This window comes from Lentzea sp., from assembly GCF_035525475.1.
In the GTDB taxonomy this organism is placed as follows: Bacteria; Actinomycetota; Actinomycetes; order Mycobacteriales; family Pseudonocardiaceae; genus Lentzea.
The window spans coordinates 1-20,393 of sequence record NZ_DATLEC010000070.1 but is presented as its reverse complement, the minus strand read 5'-3'; the positions used below and the strand labels follow the sequence as shown (position 1 = coordinate 20,393).

General features: G+C 71.2%; 16 protein-coding genes and 1 pseudogene. 12 read left to right on the top strand and 5 right to left on the bottom strand.

Translation table 11 applies throughout. The features are described 5' to 3' along the window. The first annotated feature begins 173 nt into the window (after positions 1-173). The 4 genes from VM306_RS11875 to VM306_RS11860 are packed head-to-tail and all read left to right on the top strand — an operon-like array spanning position 174 to position 5,086. Positions 174-1,691 carry an FAD-dependent oxidoreductase gene (locus tag VM306_RS11875; protein WP_325514117.1) on the top strand — a complete coding sequence of 506 codons (1,518 nt, stop codon included), beginning with the start codon at positions 174-176 and terminating at the stop codon, positions 1,689-1,691. Then, positions 1,688-2,497 carry a carotenoid biosynthesis protein gene (locus VM306_RS11870; RefSeq protein ID WP_325514115.1) on the top strand — a complete coding sequence of 270 codons (810 nt, stop codon included), beginning with the start codon at positions 1,688-1,690 and terminating at the stop codon, positions 2,495-2,497. The genes VM306_RS11875 and VM306_RS11870 overlap by 4 nt, the downstream gene beginning before the upstream one ends. Further along, positions 2,494-3,612 carry a glycosyltransferase family 2 protein gene (locus tag VM306_RS11865; RefSeq protein WP_325514112.1) on the top strand — a complete coding sequence of 373 codons (1,119 nt, stop codon included), beginning with the start codon at positions 2,494-2,496 and terminating at the stop codon, positions 3,610-3,612. Before VM306_RS11870 ends, VM306_RS11865 begins: the two co-directional genes overlap by 4 nt. Position 3,613: 1 nt before the next feature. Next, positions 3,614-5,086 (top strand): phytoene desaturase family protein, encoded by a 1,473-nt coding sequence (locus tag VM306_RS11860; protein WP_325514110.1) that lies wholly within the window; start codon positions 3,614-3,616, stop codon positions 5,084-5,086. Here VM306_RS11860 and VM306_RS11855 read toward each other — a convergent pair. Next, the gene (locus tag VM306_RS11855; RefSeq protein WP_325514108.1) at positions 5,048-5,770 is read right to left on the bottom strand and encodes a CDP-alcohol phosphatidyltransferase family protein; all 723 of its coding nucleotides are present in this window, start codon (positions 5,768-5,770) and stop codon (positions 5,048-5,050) included. The genes VM306_RS11860 and VM306_RS11855 overlap by 39 nt on opposite strands. A 21-nt stretch (positions 5,771-5,791) precedes the next feature. Here VM306_RS11855 and VM306_RS11850 point away from each other — a divergent pair, with 21 nt between their 5' ends. From VM306_RS11850 to VM306_RS11840, 3 genes and pseudogenes are all read left to right on the top strand, one after another. Beyond that, complete coding sequence (locus tag VM306_RS11850) at positions 5,792-6,652, top strand: YhjD/YihY/BrkB family envelope integrity protein (protein WP_325514106.1); 861 nt, start codon at positions 5,792-5,794, stop codon at positions 6,650-6,652. 101 nt (positions 6,653-6,753) lie between these two features. After that, a pseudogene (locus VM306_RS11845) lies at positions 6,754-7,661 on the top strand (ATP-binding cassette domain-containing protein). Beyond that, positions 7,658-8,389 carry a sensor histidine kinase gene (locus VM306_RS11840; RefSeq protein ID WP_325514104.1) on the top strand — a complete coding sequence of 244 codons (732 nt, stop codon included), beginning with the start codon at positions 7,658-7,660 and terminating at the stop codon, positions 8,387-8,389. Before VM306_RS11845 ends, VM306_RS11840 begins: the two are co-directional and overlap by 4 nt. On the opposite strand, the gene VM306_RS11835 is transcribed toward VM306_RS11840, so the two are convergent. After that, on the bottom strand, positions 8,376-9,326 hold the full coding sequence (locus VM306_RS11835; protein ID WP_325514102.1) for an NAD(P)-dependent oxidoreductase: 951 nt from the start codon (positions 9,324-9,326) through the stop codon (positions 8,376-8,378). The genes VM306_RS11840 and VM306_RS11835 overlap by 14 nt on opposite strands. A 43-nt stretch (positions 9,327-9,369) precedes the next feature. On the opposite strand from VM306_RS11835, the gene VM306_RS11830 reads away from it, so the two are divergent. After that, on the top strand, positions 9,370-9,903 hold the full coding sequence (locus VM306_RS11830; protein WP_325514100.1) for a hypothetical protein: 534 nt from the start codon (positions 9,370-9,372) through the stop codon (positions 9,901-9,903). A 37-nt stretch (positions 9,904-9,940) separates the two neighbouring features. Here VM306_RS11830 and VM306_RS11825 read toward each other — a convergent pair whose 3' ends face one another. Continuing rightward, a complete protein-coding gene (locus VM306_RS11825; protein ID WP_325514098.1) occupies positions 9,941-10,477 on the bottom strand; it encodes a hypothetical protein in 537 nt (178 codons plus the stop codon). Between the two features lie 318 nt (positions 10,478-10,795). Between VM306_RS11825 and VM306_RS11820 the strand changes: the two genes are divergently transcribed. Beyond that, positions 10,796-11,059, top strand: coding sequence for an Atu4866 domain-containing protein (locus VM306_RS11820; protein ID WP_325514096.1), 264 nt, complete (start codon positions 10,796-10,798; stop codon positions 11,057-11,059). Here VM306_RS11820 and VM306_RS11815 read toward each other — a convergent pair. Continuing rightward, the gene (locus VM306_RS11815; RefSeq protein ID WP_325514094.1) at positions 11,056-11,514 is read right to left on the bottom strand and encodes an Lrp/AsnC family transcriptional regulator; all 459 of its coding nucleotides are present in this window, start codon (positions 11,512-11,514) and stop codon (positions 11,056-11,058) included. The two genes, VM306_RS11820 and VM306_RS11815, sit on opposite strands and share 4 nt — an antisense overlap. An 89-nt stretch (positions 11,515-11,603) precedes the next feature. Between VM306_RS11815 and VM306_RS11810 the strand changes: the two genes are divergently transcribed. The 3 genes from VM306_RS11810 (at position 11,604) to VM306_RS11800 (ending at position 19,780) form a co-directional block, all read left to right on the top strand. Then, positions 11,604-12,815, top strand: a complete 1,212-nt coding sequence (locus tag VM306_RS11810) for a M20 family metallopeptidase (protein WP_325514092.1) — start codon at positions 11,604-11,606, stop codon at positions 12,813-12,815. 180 nt (positions 12,816-12,995) lie between these two features. Then, entirely contained in the window at positions 12,996-17,510 is a 4,515-nt protein-coding gene (locus VM306_RS11805) for a hybrid sensor histidine kinase/response regulator (protein WP_325514427.1), read from the top strand. After that, positions 17,507-19,780, top strand: coding sequence for a SpoIIE family protein phosphatase (locus VM306_RS11800; RefSeq protein ID WP_325514090.1), 2,274 nt, complete (start codon positions 17,507-17,509; stop codon positions 19,778-19,780). The genes VM306_RS11805 and VM306_RS11800 overlap by 4 nt, the downstream gene beginning before the upstream one ends. A gap of 28 nt (positions 19,781-19,808) precedes the next feature. Here VM306_RS11800 and VM306_RS11795 read toward each other — a convergent pair whose 3' ends face one another. Next, positions 19,809-20,249, bottom strand: coding sequence for an ATP-binding protein (locus tag VM306_RS11795; protein WP_325514088.1), 441 nt, complete (start codon positions 20,247-20,249; stop codon positions 19,809-19,811). Positions 20,250-20,393 lie beyond the last annotated feature (144 nt).

The following is a 20,393-nucleotide window of genomic DNA, read 5'->3' as shown; positions in this document are numbered from 1 at the left end:
TACGGTCGAGCAAGGCTGATGAATCGGGACCGGATGCCTCCGGTGCCGATTTCGTCGCCTCCGAGCGAAACTCCGCAGCTGCGATCGCGACTCCGCCCCCGTGGCCGTCGCGGGGCGGAGCGCGCTCTGGACATCCGTACGCTCGACGGCCGCGGGCCGGAGGTGGGGGCACGATGAAGGATCGCAAAGCGGTGCGGATTCCCGCGCCCGCTGGTCGTTCCCGGTTCACCGGCGACGTGCCGGTCGTCGCCGTGGTGGGTGGCGGTATCGCGGGTCTCGCGGCGGCCACCCTTCTCGCGGAACGCGGTGCGCGCGTGGTGCTGTACGAACGCGAGGCCTATCTCGGCGGGCGGGTCGGCGGATGGCGCACGCAGCTGGCGGACGGCAGCGATGTCACGATGACCCGCGGGTTCCACGCGTTCTTCCGGCAGTACTACAACCTGCGCGCGTTGCTGAGGCGGGTGGATCCCGACGGCCGTGCGCTGACCCCGATGCCCGACTACCCGCTGTGGCACGCGCGGGGCGACCGCGACTCCTTCGCCGGGATGCCGACGACGGCGCCGTGGAACGTACTGGCGTTCCTGCGGCGCAGCCCGACGTTCCGCTGGCGTGACCTGCCGGAGATGAACCCCGACGCGGCGCTGAAGCTGCTCGACGTGTCCGTCCCGGGGGTTTACGACGAGCTCGACGGCATCGACGCCGCCGAGTACCTGCACCGCGTGCGGTTCCCGGAGGCGGCGCACGCGCTCGCGTTCGAGGTGTTCTCCCGCAGCTTCTTCGCGCACCCGCGGGACATGTCGGCCGCCGAGCTCGCCGTGATGTTCCACATCTACTTCCTCGGGTCGAACGAGGGACTGCTGTTCGACGTCGCGGCGGACCCGTTCCCGCACGGTCTGTGGGATCCGCTCGGCCAGCGCCTGACCGAGCTGGGCGCCGATGTGCGCACCGGCGTGGACGTGGAGTCGGTGGAACGGGGCGGGGCCCGGCGTGTCACCGTCACCACCGGGGACGGTGTTCTCGAGGCCGACGCCGTGGTGCTCGCCGCTGACGTCGAAGGGCTGCGCGGGATCGTGCATTCCTCCCCGGACCTGGGCGACGAGGACTGGCGGGCACGGGTGGCGGGACTGCGGACCGCACCACCGTTCCTGGTGTCGCGGTACTGGTTGGACCGCCGCGTCGACCGGCCCGGGTTCATCGGCACGAGCGGCTACGACCTGCTCGACAACGTCAGCGTGCTCGACAACTACGAACACGAGGCGCGGGCCTGGGCGGCACGCACGGGCGGCTCGGTCGTGGAGCTGCACGGCTACGCCATCCCGTCCGATGTGGACGAGAAGACGGCACGTCAGCGGCTCTGGGACCAGCTGACCGAGGTCTACCCCGAGACGAAGGGCGCCACCGTCGTCGACGAGCGGCACGAGTGGCGCTCCGACTGCCCGCTGTTCCCCGCCGGCGGCTACGAGGACAGGCCGCGGGTGAGCACGCCGGACGACTTCCTCGTGCTGGCGGGAGATCTGGTGCGCATCGACCTGCCGGTGGCGTTGATGGAACGCGCCGCCACGACCGGTTTCGCCGCCGCCAACCAGCTGCTCGGGCAGTGGGGCGTCAGCGGGACGGACCTGTGGACCGTTCCCGTCGAAGGCCGCGTCCCGTTGCTGCGTGCGGCCGCGCGCCGTCGGAGGTCGGCGTGAGGGTCGGCGCTTCGGCTGTTGCGGTCCGCGGACCTGCCGTCGCGGTGCGGGTCGTGGCCTGGCTCTGCGGCGCGCTCGTCGTGCTGGCGCAGATCGTCTACTCCATGACCGACCCGGAGGCCAGGCTCTTCACCACGGTGGCGTCGGTGATCGCGTTCGCGGTGGCTTCGGTGTGCGACGCCCTGGCCCGCTTCGGGCCGCGTGCGGCGGCTCTGCTGGTGGTCGTCGCCGGGGGCGGTGGGCTGCTGGCCGAGACCGTGGGCGTGCACACGGGCTTTCCGTTCGGCGACTACCGCTACACGGGGACGCTCGGCCCGGAGGTCGCCGGAGTGCCGGTGGTCGTGGCCATGGCATGGGTGATGATGTGCTGGCCCGCGTTGCTGGTGGGCCGGTCGCTCGCCGGGAACCACAGGGCCTGGTCGGTCGTGGCCGGCGCGTGGGCGTTGGCGTCGTGGGACGTGTTCCTCGATCCGCAGATGGTCGACGCCGGTCATTGGGCGTGGACCGATCCGAGTCCGGCTCTGCCCGGTGTGGACGGTGTCCCCCTGACGAACTACGCCGGCTGGCTGCTGGTCGCGGTGCTGATGATGGCCGTGCTGCACCGGAACGTCGGCGAACCGCGGGTGGACGGGGAGCTCGACCTGCGGGCCGGGCCGGCTCCGGTGCTGTACCTGTGGACCTACGGTTCGTCGGTGTGGGCGCACGCGGCGTTCTTCGGCCGGCCCACGGTGTCCCTGGTCGCCGGTGTTCTCATGGGAGTGGTGGCGCTGCCGTTCGCGCTGAAGTTGTGGCGGGCCCACCGGTGAGGGGATTTCTCGGTGCGGCGGTGCGCGGTGCGGCCGTCGGTTCTGTTGTGGCCGCGGCGCACGCCCTGCTGAACGCGCGGCTGATGCGGGTGCCGCGGGCCGACCCGCCACCGTGCCAGGAGAAGGTGTCGGTGCTGGTGCCCGCGCGGGACGAGGCTCACCGGATCGGGCCGACCATCAGGTCGCTGCGAGTCCAGCGCGGCGTGCCCGAGCTGGAGATCGTCGTGCTCGACGACGGGTCGACGGACGGCACCGCCGACGAGGTGCGCCGGGTGGCGGACGACGACGACCGGATCCGCGTCGTCACGGGGACCGCGCCGCCGGACGGCGTGCCCGGCAAGCCCCACGCCTGTGCCCAGCTGGCCGACCTGGCGCAAGGCGGTGTGCTGGTGTTCGTCGACGCTGACGTCGTGCTCGAGCCGCACGCGGTCGCCTCGGCCGTCGCGATGGTGCGCGAGAACGGCCTCGATGTGGTGTCACCGTTCCCCCGCCAGCTGGCCGACGGCGCCGGAGCGCGTCTCGTCCAGCCGTTGCTGCAGTGGTCGTGGCTGGTGTTCCTGCCGTTGCGGCTCGCCGAACGCTCCCCCAGGCCGTCGCTGTCCGCGGCCAACGGGCAGTTCCTCGTGGTGGACACCGGCGCCTACCACCGCAGCGGAGGCTTCGCGGGCATCGCCACCGCGGTCCTCGACGACATCGCGCTGATGCGGGCGGTCAAGCGCAGTGGCGGCCGCGGCGTGGTCGTCGACGGCAGCACGGTGGCGTCCTGCCGGATGTACGAGGACTGGGCGGAGGTCCGGGACGGCTACGAGAAGTCGCTGTGGTCGGCCACCGGCAGTCCGGCGGGCGCGGCGGCGTTGTCGGCCGTGCTCGCCTGGCTCTACGTCCTGCCCCCGATCGCCGCGCTCGGGGGGTCCCGGGCCGGTGCCGTCGGATATGCGGCCGGGGTGGTCACCCGGGTCGTGACCGCACGGCACACCGGTGGACGGGTGTGGCCCGACGCCTTCGCCCACCCCGTCTCGGTGGGGGTCCTGCTGACGCTCGTCGCGCGGTCGTGGCGAGCCCGGCGGGCGGGGAGGTTGCGGTGGAAGGGTCGATCGTTGCGGGAGAGCAGCTGACATGGCACGGGTAGCGGTGGTCGGCGCCGGCATGGGGGGACTGGCCGCGGCCGCGCGGCTGGCGAGGTCGGGGCACGAGGTCACCGTGTACGAACAGGCCTCCGGCCACGGCGGCAAGCTCGGCACGCTGCAGCGCGACGGGTACACCTTCGACACCGGACCATCGCTGCTGACACTCCCCCACGTCTACCGCGACCTGTTCGCGGACACCGGGGCACCGCTCGACGACCTCGTGGAGATCGTGCCGGTGGAACCGACCTGCCGCTACCGCTTCCCGGACGGCTCCGAGCTCGACTTGCCCCACGCCGAGGAACACGTCGAGGCCGCGCTGACCGACGCGTTCGGGCTCGAGGCAGCACTGCAGTGGCGGGCGGTGCTGACCGATGCCGAACGGTTGTGGGACCTCGTCGGCGAACCGGTGCTGCAGAACCCGTTGAACGGTGTGCGAGATTTGCTGCGCCGCTCGGCGAGCGTCCGGGACCTGATGGCGATCGCGCCGTGGCGCACGTTGCGCGGAGTCGGCGAACGACGGCTGCGCGATCCGCGGTTGCGCATGCTCCTCGACCGCTACGCCACCTACAGCGGCTCCGATCCCCGCCGCACGCCCGCGTTGATGACGGTGGTCCCGTTCATCGAGCAGAGGTTCGGCGGCTGGTACGTGCGCGGTGGGCTGCGGCGGCTCGGCGACGCCCTGCACGGCCGCTGCCTCGACCTCGGTGTGCGTTTCCGTTTCGGCGCGAAGGTAGCGGCGGTGGAGTCCGGCGGTGGCGGGGTGACAGGGGTGCGCCTGCAGGACGGCGAACGGCGGAACGCCGGCGTCGTGGTGTCCGATGTGGACGCCGAACACCTCTACGGCGACCTGCTCACCGATCGGCGCTCGCACCGTCCACACCGGATGTTGCGCAAGACCCAGCCGTCGCTGTCCGGGTTCGTGCTCCTCCTCGCCCTGCGCGGGAAGACCCCGGATCCTGCCCACCACCGCGTGCTGTTCCCCGCCGACTACGACGACGAGTTCGACTCCATCTTCGGACATCACCCGCGCCCGGTGCCGGACCCGGCGGTCTACGTCTGCGCGCCGGACGACGCCTCGATCGCACCCGAAGGCGACGAGGCGTGGTTCGTCCTGGTCAACGCGGCGCGGCAGGGCGACGTCGACTGGACCGCGCCGGGGCTCGCCGAGTCCTACGCCGACCGGGTTCTCCAGGTGATGGCCGACCGCGGACTGGACGTCCGCGACCGCGTGCGCTGGCGGGAGATCCGCACACCGGCCGACTGGGCGCGGGACACGGGATCGGTGGGCGGGTCGATCTACGGCTCGTCGTCCAACGGACCGCGGGCGGCCTTGCTCCGGCCCGCCAACCGCGCTCCCGTGCCCGGTCTGTTCCTCGTCGGCGGTTCGGCCCATCCGGGCGGCGGCCTGCCGCTCGTGGCGATGTCAGCGCGGATCGTCGCCCGCCTGGTCGGACCGGCCTGACGCGAACGGCCCCGTCCACGGCCTGCCGGTCAGCTCCCGCCGGATGCCGGCCGCGAGCCGGCCGAACCCCGCCACGGCGCACCCCGCCCACACCAGGGCGGACACCGCGGCCCAGCCCCACCCGGTGACGGGCGTGCCGGCGGGCGCCAGACCCGTTCCCGCACAGGCGATCGCGACGATGATGATCCTGGTCGGACGCTCCGCCACCGTGATCGCGCCGGCCGAGGCCATGCCGACGGCCTGCGCCTTGGCCCGCGCGTACTCGTGCATCAACACCGAGAGGCCGATGGCGACGCACCACCACGCCTCCGCGCCGAGCACGAACAACACCAGCACCAGCGCCACGTCCGTCAGCCGGTCCGCGACCGCGTCCACCACGGCGCCCAGCGGCCGCACCCGGCCGGTGCGCAGGGCGACCGCGCCGTCCAGCCCGTCGAACACACCGGTCGCCACGACCAGCAGCAGCGCGAGCAACGCCCACGGTCCGCCCAGGCCCGCGGCGGCGACCGCTCCTGCCGCGACCACCACCCCGGCCGCCGACAGGAGATCGGGGTGGACGCCGTCGAAGGGGCGGGCCAGCGCGTGCACGAACCGCAGCCAGCCGACGACGAGCCTGCTCGCGGAGACGTCCTCACCGTGCAGCCGGGACCACCCGGCGACTGGGGTCACCTCGTCACCAGTCATGGCACCACCGTAGGCCGATGGGTGACCTCGCGCAGGTTCGGGTACATCCCGATCATGCATGTACTCCGCGCCGTGCCGGCGGCTGTGTCGAGCGCGCTGCGCGGCCGGGACCTCCTGCTGTGGGCGGCGGGGCTGACGTTCTTCTCCGCTTTGGGCCTGGTGCCGCTGTTGCTGCTCGCTTTGCGCGGAGTGGCGTTGCTGTTCGGTCCGGATCTCGTGGTCGACGGCGCGCGCACTGTCGGCGGATCGCTGCCCAGCGCACACGACCCCACCTCCGCACTGGTTCGGCTCGCCGAGGCGGCGACGACCACCTCCTGGCCGTTGCTCCTCGCGGCGCTGTTCCCCGCGACGCTCTACGGCGAGGGCCTCCGCCGCGGCCTCGTGCAGGCGGCCGGCGAGCGGGTGACCAAGTGGACCGGGTGGGCCGGACGGATCACGTTCCTGCCCGTGCTGCTCCTGGCGCCGCTGCTGGTCGCGCTACCGCTGTCGTTCGCGTCGGCGGTCGGCCGCCTGTACGAGGCGGGCGGCTGGTCGACGGTGCTGGGGGTCGTGCTGTCGTTCCACCTCGACATGGTCCCGATCTGCGTGACCGTGGGTCTGGTGTTCGCCTTCGTCGGGCCGGTCGAGCTGCCGCTCAAGGTGGTCCTCGCGGCCGGTGTCGGCGTCGGCGCGATGCTCACGGGGTTCCTGCACGGGTTCGTGGTGTTCCTCGCGATCCCCGTGGACTGGGCGATTCCCTACGCCGGTCTGCAGGTACCGGGAGGGGTGGCGGCGCTCGGGCTGTGGCTGTTCCTGCTGCACGGCCTGCTGCTGTTCGGGTACCGGACCACGCTCAGCACCTGCGACGTGCTCCGTCAGCCGGAATCTGGATGTTCTCTGTGAGTGCGCCGCCGCCGCGGTGATCGGCAACGGGGATTCTCCGGAATCTCACAGGAGTTCCCAGGAACCGGTCAGACCGGGCCGTCAGGGTCGGTCCCATGACGATGATCGACGTGCGGGGGCTGACCAAGCGGTACGGCCTCGACACCGTGGTGGACGACCTGTCCTTCACGGTCGAGGCCGGTCAGGTGACCGGGTTCCTCGGGCCGAACGGCGCGGGCAAGTCCACGACCATGAAGGTGATCCTCGGGCTGGCGGCGCCCACCCGCGGTGCGGTGACGGTCGGCGGCGCCACTACCGCGGCCTGCCGGTGCCGCTGACCGAGGTGGGGGCGTTGCTCGACGCCGGCGCCGTGCACGGCGGGCGGAAGGCGCGTGACCACCTGCTGGCGCTCGCCGTCGGCAACGGCCTGCCCCGGCGGCGGGTGGACGAGGCGCTCGCCAGGACGGGGCTGGAAGGCGTGGCGCACCGGCGTGCGGGCGAGTTCTCGCTCGGCATGCGGCAACGGCTCGGCATCGCGGCGGCGCTGCTCGGCGACCCGCGTGTGCTGATCTTCGACGAGCCGGTCAACGGGCTCGACCCCGAGGGCATCCGCTGGATCCGCGACCTCATGCGGTCCCTCGCCCGCGAGGGCAGGGCGGTGCTGGTCTCCAGCCACCTCATGAGCGAGATGGCGCAGACCGCCGACCACCTCGTCGTGATCGGCCGCGGCAAGCTCATCGCCGACATGGGCGTGGCCGAGTTCCTGCGCGGCAGCGGAGAAGGCACGGTGCTCGTCCGCACGCCCGGCCCCGCCGCGTTCGCGCTCCAGCTGACCGCGACCGGCGCCACCGTGCGGGAGGGGCCCGACTCGTCGCTGGTCGTCTCCGGCCTCGGCGGCGAGGAGATCGGCAAGCTCGCCGCCTACCACGGCACCGTGCTCAGCGAGCTCACACCGCAACGGCCCTCGCTGGAGGACGCCTTCATGGACCTGACCAAGGACAGCGTCGAGTACCACGGGGTGACGGCATGAGCGCGCGGAAGGTGTCGTTCGCCCACTCCCTGCACGCCGAGTGGGTCAAGCTGCGCAGCCTGCGTTCCACCTGGTACACGCTCACCTGCCTGTTCGGGATGGGGCTGGGCATCACGTTCCTCGCGGCGGGACGGGCCGGCGAGGCGTACTGGGGCGCGCCGCCCGCCGAGCAGCTGGCGTGGGACCCGACCGAGCGCAGCCTGACCGCGTACCTCGCGGCCCAGCTGGTGATCGGTCTGCTGGGGACGCTGGTCGTGACCTCCGAGTACGCGACGCCCGGCACGACCTGCTCGCCCTGGACCCGACCCGCCCGGTGGACCTCACCGGCCCCTCCGGCACAGGACCACCCGGCCCCGCCCCCGTCCACGCCGACGAGGACAGCCTGCGCCAGGTGGTCACCAACCAACCTCATCGGCAACGCCGCCACCTACACCCCGCCGGGCACCGCGGTCCGCATAGGCGTCGGCACGGCCAACGGCCGCGCCGTGCTGGAAGTGGCGGACCAGGGCCCAGGCCTGCCGGCCCACCGAGCGGCACGCGTCTTCGACCGGTTCTACCGCGCCGACCACTCGCGCACCCGCGCGGGCGGCGCGAACGCCGGACTGGGCCTGGCGATCGCACGAGCCCTGGCCCGTGCCCACGACGGCGACGTGGAACTCGACACAGCCGTGGGCGAAGGCGCCTGCTTCCGCCTCACCTTGCCCGCATCTCCTCTCACGCCTCCGTGACCGGCCGCAGCAGCGAGCCCGCGCGTTCCTCCAGAAGCGCGACCGCCATCAGCTCACCGTCCACCGGCCCGAACCGCTCCAGGGCCTGCCCGTGAACACGCGTCACCACTTCGGACAACTCGGACGGCACGCCCCGGTCGCGGAACAACTCGGTGACCGCCTCCAACTCCTCGACGCACCGGTCCAACCCGAACAACGGCAGGTAGTCCCCGCCGAAGACGCGCTTCAGGTCGTGCCGCAAGAACTCGCTGCCGGCCGCACTGTCCGCCAGCAGCACACGCGACGCCTCAGCATCCAGACCGGCCGCCTGCCCGAGCAACACCGCCTCGGCCGTCGCCACCGCCTGCCCGAACCACAGCAGGTTCACCATCAACTTGGCGGTGTACCCGAGGCCGGAACCGCCCACCAGGCGAACGCGGTCCGCGATCACCTCCAGCAGCGGGAGCAGCCGCCGGAACGTGGCCGCGTCACCGCCGGCGAAGAGCTGGAGCGTGCCGGTCGCCGCGGCGTCGGGCCCACCTCCCATCGGTGCCTCCAGGACCGCGACGCCACGGGAGCGGGCGTCTTCCTGGATCGCCCGCATGACCAGCGGTGAGCTGCTGGTCAGGTCGAGCCACGTGGCCCCGCCGGGCAGCGCTTCCAGCAAGGATGCCGGGCCGCTCATCAAGGCCCGGACCTCTGGGATGCCCGGGAGGACCGTGATCAGCACATCCGCACGTGCCGCCGCCGCGCCCGCGGTGGGTTCCCAGCGAGCGCCGGCAGCGGTCACCGCATCGGCCACTTCGTGCCGGATGTCGGTCACCACCACGTCGAAGCCGGCGGCGGCGAGGTTGCGGCTGATCGGCAGACCCATCCGGCCGGCTCCGGCCACGGTGATGCGGGCACCGGGCTGAAGTAGCTCGGATGCTTTCCGGTCGTCCTCATCGGACAGTTCCATGGTTCCTCCTGCTGCGACGACACGGCCATCTAGGATGCGCACCGTGCCGGAACTGCTCGATCAGCACGAGTTGATCACCGTGCCCAGCTACCGGCTGATCACCATGCGGGATGAGGACAACGACGCGGGCGCAGGTCTGGACGAGGCGATCACACAGGCCGACACGGTCGTCGTCGCCTCGACCGGCTACGAGCTGGTCATCAGTTGCGCTCAGGACATCCTGCCGGTGTCGGTGCATCTGGAGGTGTGGTCCGCGCGACCGGCGGACGCCGATGAACCCGGCTGGTCGAGGCCTCGGGCTTTCGAGCTCGAGTGCCCGAGCGCTCTGGTGGTGCTCAGCTCCCCCACCGGCGGCGCGCTCGACGCGAGCCTGCCAGGCGGGCAAGGCGTTTACGCCCTCGACGTCGTCTACCGAGGTCGAGAACAGGCGCTGGCCGCACGCCGACACGTCCTCGAGCACGAGGACACCGTCAGCCACGTCCAGGCCGTTGCCGCGACACAACCCGGCGGCTTCGAGAGGTATCGGATCCGGATGTGGCTCATGGCCCCACTGCCCGACGAGGACGAGGACGAGTGAGGCTCTCCTCTCGCCCCGTCGCCCCCTCGCCCCGTCGTCAACGCGGCTGCTTGCGCACCCGGCCCCACGGCTTGAACACCGAGAGCACCATCGCGAACCCCAGCAGCGCCAAGGCACTGGTGGCGAGGAACGCGACGAACCACATGTCCTGCAACGGTTGTTCGCCCGACGAGAGCTCGCTGATCGGCCCCAGGAACAACAGCAGCATGGTGCACGCGACGACGTTGAGCACCAGCTTCACGGCGACCCACCGGTAGCGGACGAGTCCCCACTTGGTCGCCAGCCCCAGCAGGACACCGGTGACGAGGCAGACCAGTCCCGCCGCGAGGGCCGAGAGCAGCAACGGAACCACGGAGAAGTCCGCGAGCGCCTGGTACACGGCGGTGCGGTCGTCGCCCGACCGCGTCCACCCGATCGCCACGAGGACGGTGGCGGCGATGTCGATGCCGATCCAGGCGCCCGCCGACACGACGTGCGTCACCAGGATGCTCTTGCGCAGCCTGGACGGGATGGGCCAGCGGAGCAGGTTCGCCCGTGCCGGCGCGGTGGTCCTGGTCGTGGTGAGGGTGCTCATCGTCGTCCTTGTTCGTGCGGAGGGGTGGTGGGAAGAACGCCAGAAGCGGGCCAGGCCGGTCCGGCGGGCGACGACGACCTCGATGACTTCTTCTCCGGGAAGGCTCGTCCGCGTCCCCTAATAAAATCGCGAAAAAGCCTTCAGAGGAATACAAAACGCTTGCACACTTGTAAATCAGCACTTAACCATGACGCAATTGGTTCACCAATTCATCGCCGAGCGCCACGGCCGACCACACGATGCGGTCTTCCTGGGTGCGCCGCACCCAGGAGGACCGCGTCCTGCCCGACCCGCCCAACGTCACCGATCATCGAAGGCATGACGAACAACGACATGGCCGACGTCGTCGGCATGTGGGTCACGGCGGACGGTCACATCCGGCAGGAGCTGCGCGCCGACGGGCGCTACGACGAGGCGCGCGGCAACCGGCGCAGCGCCTACACCGGCTCGTACACGGTGACCGGGAACCACCTCGACTACGTCGACGACACCGGCTTCACCGCGACCGGGGACATCCGCGACGGCGTCCTCCACCACGAGCACCTCGTGCTCCACCGAGAGTCCACAATGGACAACAACTAGCCCTCGGACTTGACTACCTCCATGGTGAGGTAGGAGATCACCCGGCTGACACCGGGAATGGTCACGAGCTTGGTCATCTGGAAGACGGAGTAGGCGTCCGCGTCGGCCACGGCGACCCTCAGGAAGTAGTCCGGAACGCCGAACACGCGGCGGACTTCGACGACCTCGTCGAGGGCGGCGACGGTGGTCTCGAAGTGCCGGAGGCTGTCGACGTCGGTCACGGAGACCTCGACGGAGACGATCACCTCGACTCCCCGCCCCAGAGCTGCCGGGGAGACGACCGCGCGATAGCCGGTGATCACCCCGCGTTCCTCGAGCCTCTTGAGGCGGCGCAGGCACGGCGGCGGCGTCAGGCCCACCCGTGCCGCGAGTTCGACGTTCGACATCCGCCCGTCCCGGCGCAAGTGGAACAAAATGTCGCGATCGATGGCATCGAGTGTTTCATCATTGCCCACAACGGTGATCGTAGCGCGAAATCAGCAACCATATGACTCCAAACATGTCCTAAAGTTTCTCGTGAAGCGTCTGGGACTAGGAGACAGCGATGAGCGCACGATCCGACCGAGTCGCCCAGTGGCTCGAGCCGCGAACCGAAGAGATGGTCGGTCTCCTCTCCCGTCTGGTCGCCGAGCCCACCGAGAACCCGCCAGGGACGGGCCTGGGCCGGTGCGCACGACTGCTGGAGGAGGAGATGCGGCGGCTAGGCCTGGAGGCCGAGCTCATCGACATCACCGGCCCCCACCGGTTGGAGGACCCGTACGTCGTGCGCGGCAGCACCGGGGACGGGGCGAAGCTGCTGTACTTCCACGGCCACTACGACGTGGTGCCGGCGCAGGACCGGGAGCAGTTCCGCCTGCGGCGCGAGAACGGCGAGCTGATCGGCCGCGGGACCGCCGACATGAAGGGCGGCATCGTCAGCATGCTCTACGGGGCGGCGGCCGCGAAGGAGCTCGGCCTGCTGACGAACGGGCGCGTCGTGGTCCACCTCGTCCCGGACGAGGAGACCGGCAGCGTCGTCGGCGCCGGGCACCTGCGCGACCACCACCTGATCGACCCGTCCGCGGTGGCGGTGGTGACCGGTGAGCCCAGCGGCACCAGCATCTGGAACGCCGCACGCGGGGCGATCAGCCTCAGGGTCGGCTTCGAGGGGCGGGAGGCGCACGTCGGTCAGGCCGCGTTCGGCGTCAACACGTTCGCGCACATGGTCCACGTGGCGCGGCCGCTGCTGGCCTATGCCGAGGAGATGGCCGCGAAGCCCACCGGCTACCCGATGGATCCCGGCGACCCGACCGGTTCGATGGTCGTCGTCGGCGGGATCTGCGGTGGTGGGTCGAACTTCAACGTCGTGCCCGCCGACGCCTGGTTCACCGTCGACAGCCGGTTCAACCCCGAGGAGGACCTCCACGCCGAACTGGAACGGATGCGGGCCCTCATCCGCGACGCCGCGGCCGAGGTGGACGCGAAGGTCACCGTGGAGGTCACCCAGTTCCAGCCGCCCGCCGGGACTCCGGCTGAGCATCCGGCCGGGGTGGCGCTGGCCCGTTGTGTCGAGGAGGTCCGCGGCGAGCCCGCCCGGTTCGCGATGTGCGGCGGGATCCTCGAGAACCGCTGGTACGACCAGCTCGGCGTCCCCGCCTTCGCCTACGGCGCCGGCCGCCTCGACGTCTCGCACGGCCCCCACGAGCGCGTCGACGAGCAGGAGCTGGTCCGAACGGCCGCCGTCTACGCCCTCTACGCGGCCGACGTGCTCGCCTGAACCTCGCGCGGGCGCTGAACCCCGTGACATGGCACGGAACCGGGACATCGCGAGACTGACCGGAAGTTGCCCGCCGGTCAAGTAATGTCGTCCCGATCACCGAGGTGCGCTTGAACGAACAGGTCTGCCTTCACCGGTACCAGCCAGGCAGTGGAGGAAGTACGCATGAGTGGCACGGCCATGCCGACCGACCGGGCCGAAGACCAGGACAGCGCGCGAAGAGCGGTGGACCTGCCGGAGCTGCGGCAGTTGCTCGCCGGGCTGACGGCGGTGCGCGACGGCGACTTCGGCATCCAGCTGCCCGACGACTCCGACGGCCTGCTCGGTGAGATAGCGACCGTCTTCAACGGCATGGTGGACCAGCTGTCGCTGTTCACCTCCGAGGTCACCCGCGTCGCCCGCGAGGTCGGCACGGACGGCAGGCTGGGCGGCCAGGCCGAGGTGCCGGGGGTGTCCGGCACGTGGAAGGACCTCACCGACTCGGTGAACGCGATGGCGGGCAACCTGACGAGCCAGGTCCGCGACATCGCCCAGGTCGCGACGGCGGTGGCCAGCGGCGACCTCAGCCAGAAGATCGACGTGGACGCGCGGGGCGAGATCCTCGAGCTGAAGGACACCGTGAACACGATGGTGGACCAGCTCAGCTCGTTCGCCGACGAGGTCACCCGCGTGGCGCGGGAGGTCGGCAGCGAGGGCCGGCTCGGCGGCCAGGCCGAGGTGCCCGGTGTCGGCGGCGTGTGGCTCGACCTCACGAACTCCGTGAACTTCATGGCGGGCAACCTGACCGACCAGGTCCGCAACATCGCGCAGGTGACCACGGCGGTCGCGCGGGGCGACCTGAGCCAGAAGATCACCGTCACGGCGCGCGGCGAGATCCTGGAGCTCAAGAACACCATCAACACGATGGTCGACCAGCTCTCCTCGTTCGCCGACGAGGTCACCCGCGTCGCCCGCGAGGTCGGCACCGAGGGCGCGCTCGGCGGCCAGGCCGACGTGAAGGGCGTGTCCGGCACCTGGCGCGACCTCACCGACTCGGTGAACTTCATGGCGGGCAACCTGACCGCGCAGGTGCGGTCCATCGCCCAGGTCGCCACGGCGGTCGCGCGGGGCGACCTGAGCCAGAAGATCACGGTCAACGCCCGCGGCGAGATCCTCGAGCTGAAGAACACGATCAACACGATGGTCGACCAGCTCTCCTCGTTCGCCGACGAGGTCACCCGCGTCTCCCGCGAGGTCGGCACGGACGGCCGCCTCGGCGGTCAGGCGGACGTCAAGGGCGTGTCCGGCACGTGGAAGGACCTCACCGAGTCCGTCAACGTCATGGCGGACAACCTGACCGCGCAGGTGCGGTCCATCGCCCAGGTCACGACGGCGGTCGCGCGGGGCGACCTGAGCCAGAAGATCCGCGTCGACGCGCGCGGCGAGATCCTGGAGCTGAAGGAGACCATCAACACGATGGTCGACCAGCTGTCCGGCTTCGCCGACGAGGTCACCCGCGTCTCCCGCGAGGTCGGCACCGAGGGCAACCTGGGCGGCCAGGCGACCGTGCGCGGCGTCTCCGGCACGTGGAAGCACCTGACGGACAACGTGAACGTCATGGCGTCCAACCTGACGAACCAGGTGCGCTCGATCGCCCAGGTCGCCACGGCGGTCGCCAGGGGCGACCTCAGCCAGAAGATCACCGTCGAGGCCAAGGGCGAGGTCGCGGCACTGGCCGGCGTCATCAACACGATGGTCGACACGCTGTCCGCGTTCGCCGACGAGGTCACCCGCGTGGCGCGCGAGGTCGGCACCGAGGGCATGCTCGGCGGGCAGGCGCGCGTGCCGAACGTCGCCGGCACGTGGAAGGACCTCACCGACAACGTCAACTTCATGGCGAACAACCTGACCAACCAGGTGCGCAACATCGCCCAGGTCACCACCGCCGTCGCGCAGGGCGACCTGACGAAGAAGATCGACGTCGACGCGCGCGGCGAGATCCTGGAGCTCAAGACCACGATCAACACGATGGTCGACCAGCTCAGCTCCTTCGCCGCCGAGGTCACCCGCGTGGCGCGCGAGGTCGGCAGCGAGGGCAGGCTCGGCGGCCAGGCCGAGGTCGAGGGCGTGTCCGGCACGTGGAAGCGGCTCACCGAGAACGTCAACGAGCTCGCCGGGAACCTCACCCGGCAGGTGCGCGCGATCGCCGAGGTCACCAGCGCGGTCGCCGAGGGCGACCTGACCCGGTCGATCACCGTCGAGGCCTCCGGTGAGGTCGCCGAGCTCAAGGACAACATCAACTCGATGGTGGGGTCGCTGCGCGACTCGACCAAGGCCAACCAGGACCAGGACTGGCTGAAGTCCAACCTGGCCCGCATCTCCGGGCTCATGCAGGGCCGCCGCGACCTCGGCGTCGTGGCCGAGCTGGTCATGGACGAGCTGACGCCGCTCGTGTCGGCGCAGTTCGGCGCGTTCTACCTGGCCGACGACGCGGAGGACCGCCAGGAGCTGCGGCTGATCAGCTCCTACGGGCACTCCGGCGACGCGCAGCCCACCCGGTTCCGGTTCGGGCAGTCGCTGGTCGGCCAGGCCGCGCGCAGCCGCCGCACGATCGCGGTCGACGAGATGCCCGCGGACTACGTGGCCATCAGCTCCGGGCTCGGCCGCACGGCGCCGGTGAACCTGGTCGTGCTGCCGATCGTGGTGGAGGACCAGGTGCTCGGCGTGATCGAGCTGGCGTCGGTGCACCACTTCACCGACATCCACCGCGACTTCCTCGAACAGCTGATGGAGACCGTCGGCGTCAACGTCAACACCATCGTCGCCAACGCCCGCACCGACGAGCTGCTCGCCGAGTCGCAGCGGCTCGCGGGCGAGCTGCAGTCGCGCTCCGGTGAGCTGCAGGTGCGCCAGGAGGAGTTGCAGCGCTCCAACGCCGAGCTGGAGGAGAAGGCGGCGCTGCTGGCCACGCAGAACCGCGACATCGAGGCGAAGAACCTCGAGATCGAGCAGGCGCGGCAGGAGCTGGAGACCCGTGCGCGGGAGCTCTCCCTCGCGTCGAAGTACAAGTCGGAGTTCCTGGCCAACATGAGCCACGAGCTGCGCACCCCGCTCAACAGCCTGCTGATCCTCGCCCAGCTGCTCGCCCAGAACCCGAGCCGCAACCTCACGGCGAAGCAGGTCGAGTACGCGGGCATCATCCACTCCGCGGGCTCGGACCTGCTGGGGCTGATCAACGACATCCTCGACCTGTCCAAGATCGAGGCCGGCAAGATGGACATCACGCCGGAGCGGGTGTCGTTGCGGCAGCTGCTGGACTACGTCGAGGTGACGTTCCGGCCGCTCACCTCGCAGAAGGGCCTGAGCTTCCAGCTCACCACCTCGCCGGGCACGCCGCCGGAGCTCGTCACCGACGACTCGCGCCTGCAGCAGGTGCTGCGCAACCTGCTCTCCAACGCCGTGAAGTTCACCGAGACGGGCGGGGTCGAGCTGCGCATCGAGCTCGCCGACCCCCACGTCCTGCCGCCCGAGGTGCGCCAGCACGGCCCGGCGATCATGTTCCGGGTCAGCGACACGGGCATCGGCATCGCCGAGCACCAGCTCGAGTCGATCTTCGGCGCGTTCCAGCAGGCCGACGGCACGACCAGCCGCAAGTACGGCGGCACCGGGCTCGGCCTGTCGATCAGCCGCGAGATCGCCTACCTGCTCGGCGGCTCGATCACCGCGGAGAGCGCGGTCGGCAAGGGCAGCACCTTCACCCTCTACCTGCCGGTGCGGCGCACGGACTTCCCGGAGTCCGCACAGGACAGTCTCCCGCAGGCCGAGCCGGCCGCTCCTGCCGAGCACCCGCGGACGGCGGCCCACCAGCGCAGGTTGCTCGTGATCGAGGAACGGCCGCAGGGCCTGCTCTCGCTCGTCGCGCAGAGCGCCGTCACCGACCTCTCGGCGAGCGGCGACCCGCGCGGCCCGGTCGAGGTGGTCACCGCGGTCGGCAGGGAGGAGGCGGCCGCGGCGCTCGCGGCGGAGCCCTTCCACTGCGTGGTGCTGGAGCTGGACATGCCCGACGGCGCGGCGCTGCGGTTCTTGGAGGCGCTCGACGGTGACGCCGCCACGCGCATGATCCCGGTGCTCGCGCACAACAACCGCAGGCTTCCCGTGGAGTACGAGCAGCAGCTGGAGGCGCGCAGCGCCACGCGGCCGCTGGAGCTGCTGTCCAGTTTGGACGAGCTGCGGGAGCGGATCGCGTTGCACCTCAGCGCCGAGTACCCCGAGGACGTGCTTCCCCTGGTCCGCCCGGAGCAGCCGAGGCCGCCTCTTGCGCACCAGACCAACGGCCAGCTGGACGGCAGGACGGTGCTGATCGTCGACGACGACGCCCGCAACCTGTTCGCGCTCAGCAGCATCCTGGAGCTGCACGGCGTGCGCGTGCTGCACGCGGAGAACGGCAGGGAGGGCATCGACTCGCTGCTCGGCCACCCGGAGATCGACCTGATCCTGATGGACGTGATGATGCCCGAGATGGACGGCTACGCCGCCACGTCGGCGATCCGCGCCATGCCGGACCACGCCGGCCTGCCCATCATCGCGGTGACCGCGAAGGCGATGCCGGGTGACCGCGACAAGAGCATCGCCTCGGGAGCCAACGACTACGTGACCAAACCCGTCGACGCCGACGACCTCATCGCGTGCGTGCGCCGCTGGATGCGGTCCCGGTGACCACCGACCGTCCCGCCGTGGAGCGGCTCGTCAGCACGATCGACCGGCTCCGCAGGGAGATCGACGACGAGCGGGCCGCAGCGGACAGCAGAGCCGTCGTCGAGGTCGCGAAGGGCGTGCTCGTCGAGCGGCTGCGCTGCGGCCCGGCCCAGGCGGCCGCCCAGCTCGCGCTGCTCGCCGAGCAGGCGGGCACCACGCCGCTCGAACTCGCCGTCGAGATCATCAACGAGGTGTCCGGCGACAGCCTCACCGCGGTGGCCGGCGAGCCCGGCGGCACGACCGCGGTCCGGTTGCGGACGGCGGAGAGCGGTGCGCTGCACGCGGACGACACGCAAGCCGTCGCGCAGTCCCTTTTCGGCCACGCGCTCGCGCCCCTCGGTGCGGCCGCGGTGGCGATCTGGTCGGCGGGCGGGGACGGGTCCCTCACCCTCGCCGGGCACGCCGGGTTCGCACCGGGCGAGGCGAACCGCTGGCACTACGTCCCGCCGGGGGTGCCGACTCCCGCCCGCCGCGCGCTGGTCGAGCGGGACGCGGTGTGGATCACCGACCTCGGTGAGTCGGGACTGCCGTCGGTCGGTTCCGGCCTGCCAGGCCGCGTCGCCGTCCCCGCCGGGACCGGTGGCCGGATCGCCGGTGTGCTGGAGATCTGCTGGCCCGCGCCGCTGTCCCCTCAACCGCTGAGCGTGCACAAGCAGGTCGAGGCGCTGGCGGAGCTGTGCGCCGCCACGCTCGACAGCGCCCCGCCGCCGCTCGCACCGGCTCCGTCCGAGCTGGTCGACCTCGCCGACGGGCTGCTCGACCCCGCGCTGCTGCTCGGACCCGAGGTCTCGCCGGACGGCACGATCACCGACTTCCGGGTGCACCACGTGAACCACGGGTTCGTCGACCTCGCCGGCAGGCCGCGGGCGGCGATCGCGGGCAAGTCGTTGCTGGAGGCCTACCCGCTGGCCTCCGCCGAGGGCGACCTGTTCGACAAGATCGAGCACGTGCACGCCACCGGCGAGCCGTTCCGGACCGAGCGCATGGCCCTCGCCGCGCTCATCGACGAGGTGCCGCTCACGGTCACCGCCAGCGTGAGCATCACCAGGCACGGCGCGCTGGTCCTGGTCATCTGGAGGGTGCAGGACGAGACGGCCCGCCTGGCGAACCTCCTGCAGCACGCCCAGCGGCTCGGCAGGGTCGGCGGTTTCGAGGAGGAGCGGCACAGCGGCAGGATCATCTGGAACAGCCAGCTGTACTCGCTGTACGGACGCGAACCCGGCTCCGGCGCCGTGCCCCTGTCCGAGATCGCGGCGCACGCGCACCCCGACGACGTGCTCTCCCTCAACGGGTTCGTGCACACCGTCCTGCGCGAGCACCGGCAGGCGTCCGCGGCGTTCCGGTTGCAACGCCCGGACGGCGTGACCAGGCACGTGCGCGTGATCGCCGAGCCCGTGCTCGACTCCGGGGGTGACCTGCTCGCCGTCCGCGGCGCGTACCAGGACGTCTCCGCCCAGCACTGGACCGAGGTGGCCCTGTCGGCGACGCAGGACCAGCTCGCGATCACCGAGCAGGAAGCCCTGGAGCGCAACAGGCTCACGTTGCAGCTCCAGCAGGTGATCATGCCGCCCACCCACCCCACGATCGAGGCGTTCGGGCTGCGCGTCGCCGTGCGCTACCGGCCCGCCGCGCAGGAGGAGCTGGTCGGCGGCGACTGGTACGACGCCGTCGTCCTGCCCACGAAGCAGGTCCTGGTGTCGGTCGGCGACATCACCGGTCACGGCATCACCGGTGCGACCGGCATGGTGGTGCTGCGCAACGCACTGCGCGGGCTCGCCGCCACGGGCGCAGGCCCCGCGCAACTGCTCACCTGGCTCAACCTCGTGGCGCACCACCTCACCGACAACATCATCGCGACCGCGCTCTGCGGCCTCTACGACCCGCACACCCGCGTCCTGCGCTGGGCCCGCGCCGGTCACCTGCCACCGGTGCTCGTCAGGGACGGCGAGGCCTTTCTGCTGCCGATGCTGCGCGGTCTGCTGCTCGGCGCGGTCGCCGAGGCGTCCTATGAGGAGGGTGAGGTGGCGCTGGAGTCCGGCGACACCCTGCTGCTGTACACCGACGGGCTGGTGGAGCGCAGGGACGTTCCGCTCGACGACTGCCTGGACCACCTGTGCGAGGTGGCGCGGGCGCCGTGGCGGAACCTGGACGAGCTGCTCGACCACCTGCTCGCCCACGGCGAGTCCGACACCGACGACGACACCTGCGTGGTCGGTGTGCAACTGCCGTGACCCCGCCGGACAGTCAGTCCACGCGCGGTCAGCTCACGCGGTCGCACGGGGCCGGTGACTTCTCGCCGTCACCGCACCGGATCACCGCGAAGACCGTCTTGCCGGACTCCGGCCGTGACCTCGTCCCCCAGTTGGCAGACACGGAGCCCACCACCACCATTCCCCTGCCGCGGTCAGGGCCCAGCCTCGACCGTCCGTGACGCGGCTGGGCGGTGGAGGTGTCGTCGACCTCCACCAGGACCTGGCAGGGGTTCCGTCCGCGCAGGACGCGAAGCCGGCCGCCACCGGAGGTGTGGTCCAGGACGTTGCTCACCAGCTCTGTCACGACGAGGAGCACGTCGTAGCGGTGGTCCTCGCCGAGGCCTTGCAGCGCGTCGTCGACCTGGCGGCGCAGAACGGGTACGTCCAGGTCGTTCTCGACGGGCAGGTCGACGACCAGTGACCGGGCGTGCTCGTCGGCGATGGTCACGGGCGCTCTTGCCTCCACACTCACAGATCCACCGCTGACAGCGCTGTGCCACACCGTAACGGGTGATGCAGGGGGAACGCGCCAGAACCGTTTCAAACCTCTTTTCCGGATGATTTTTCGTCTCGAAAGCGCAACGCCACGCCG

Bases quoted from the DNA above. Each gene is read 5' to 3' on its own strand.
- VM306_RS11875 (WP_325514117.1), top strand. From the start codon at position 174: ATGAAGGATCGCAAAGCGGTGCGGATTCCCGCGCCCGCTGGTCGTTCC.
- VM306_RS11860 (WP_325514110.1), top strand. From the start codon at position 3,614: ATGGCACGGGTAGCGGTGGTCGGCGCCGGCATGGGGGGACTGGCCGCG.
- VM306_RS11855 (WP_325514108.1), bottom strand. From the start codon at position 5,770: ATGACTGGTGACGAGGTGACCCCAGTCGCCGGGTGGTCCCGGCTGCAC.
- VM306_RS11840 (WP_325514104.1), top strand. From the start codon at position 7,658: ATGAGCGCGCGGAAGGTGTCGTTCGCCCACTCCCTGCACGCCGAGTGG.
- VM306_RS11835 (WP_325514102.1), bottom strand. From the start codon at position 9,326: ATGGAACTGTCCGATGAGGACGACCGGAAAGCATCCGAGCTACTTCAG.
- VM306_RS11825 (WP_325514098.1), bottom strand. From the start codon at position 10,477: ATGAGCACCCTCACCACGACCAGGACCACCGCGCCGGCACGGGCGAAC.
- VM306_RS11820 (WP_325514096.1), top strand. From the start codon at position 10,796: ATGACGAACAACGACATGGCCGACGTCGTCGGCATGTGGGTCACGGCG.
- VM306_RS11810 (WP_325514092.1), top strand. From the start codon at position 11,604: ATGAGCGCACGATCCGACCGAGTCGCCCAGTGGCTCGAGCCGCGAACC.
- VM306_RS11805 (WP_325514427.1), top strand. From the start codon at position 12,996: ATGCCGACCGACCGGGCCGAAGACCAGGACAGCGCGCGAAGAGCGGTG.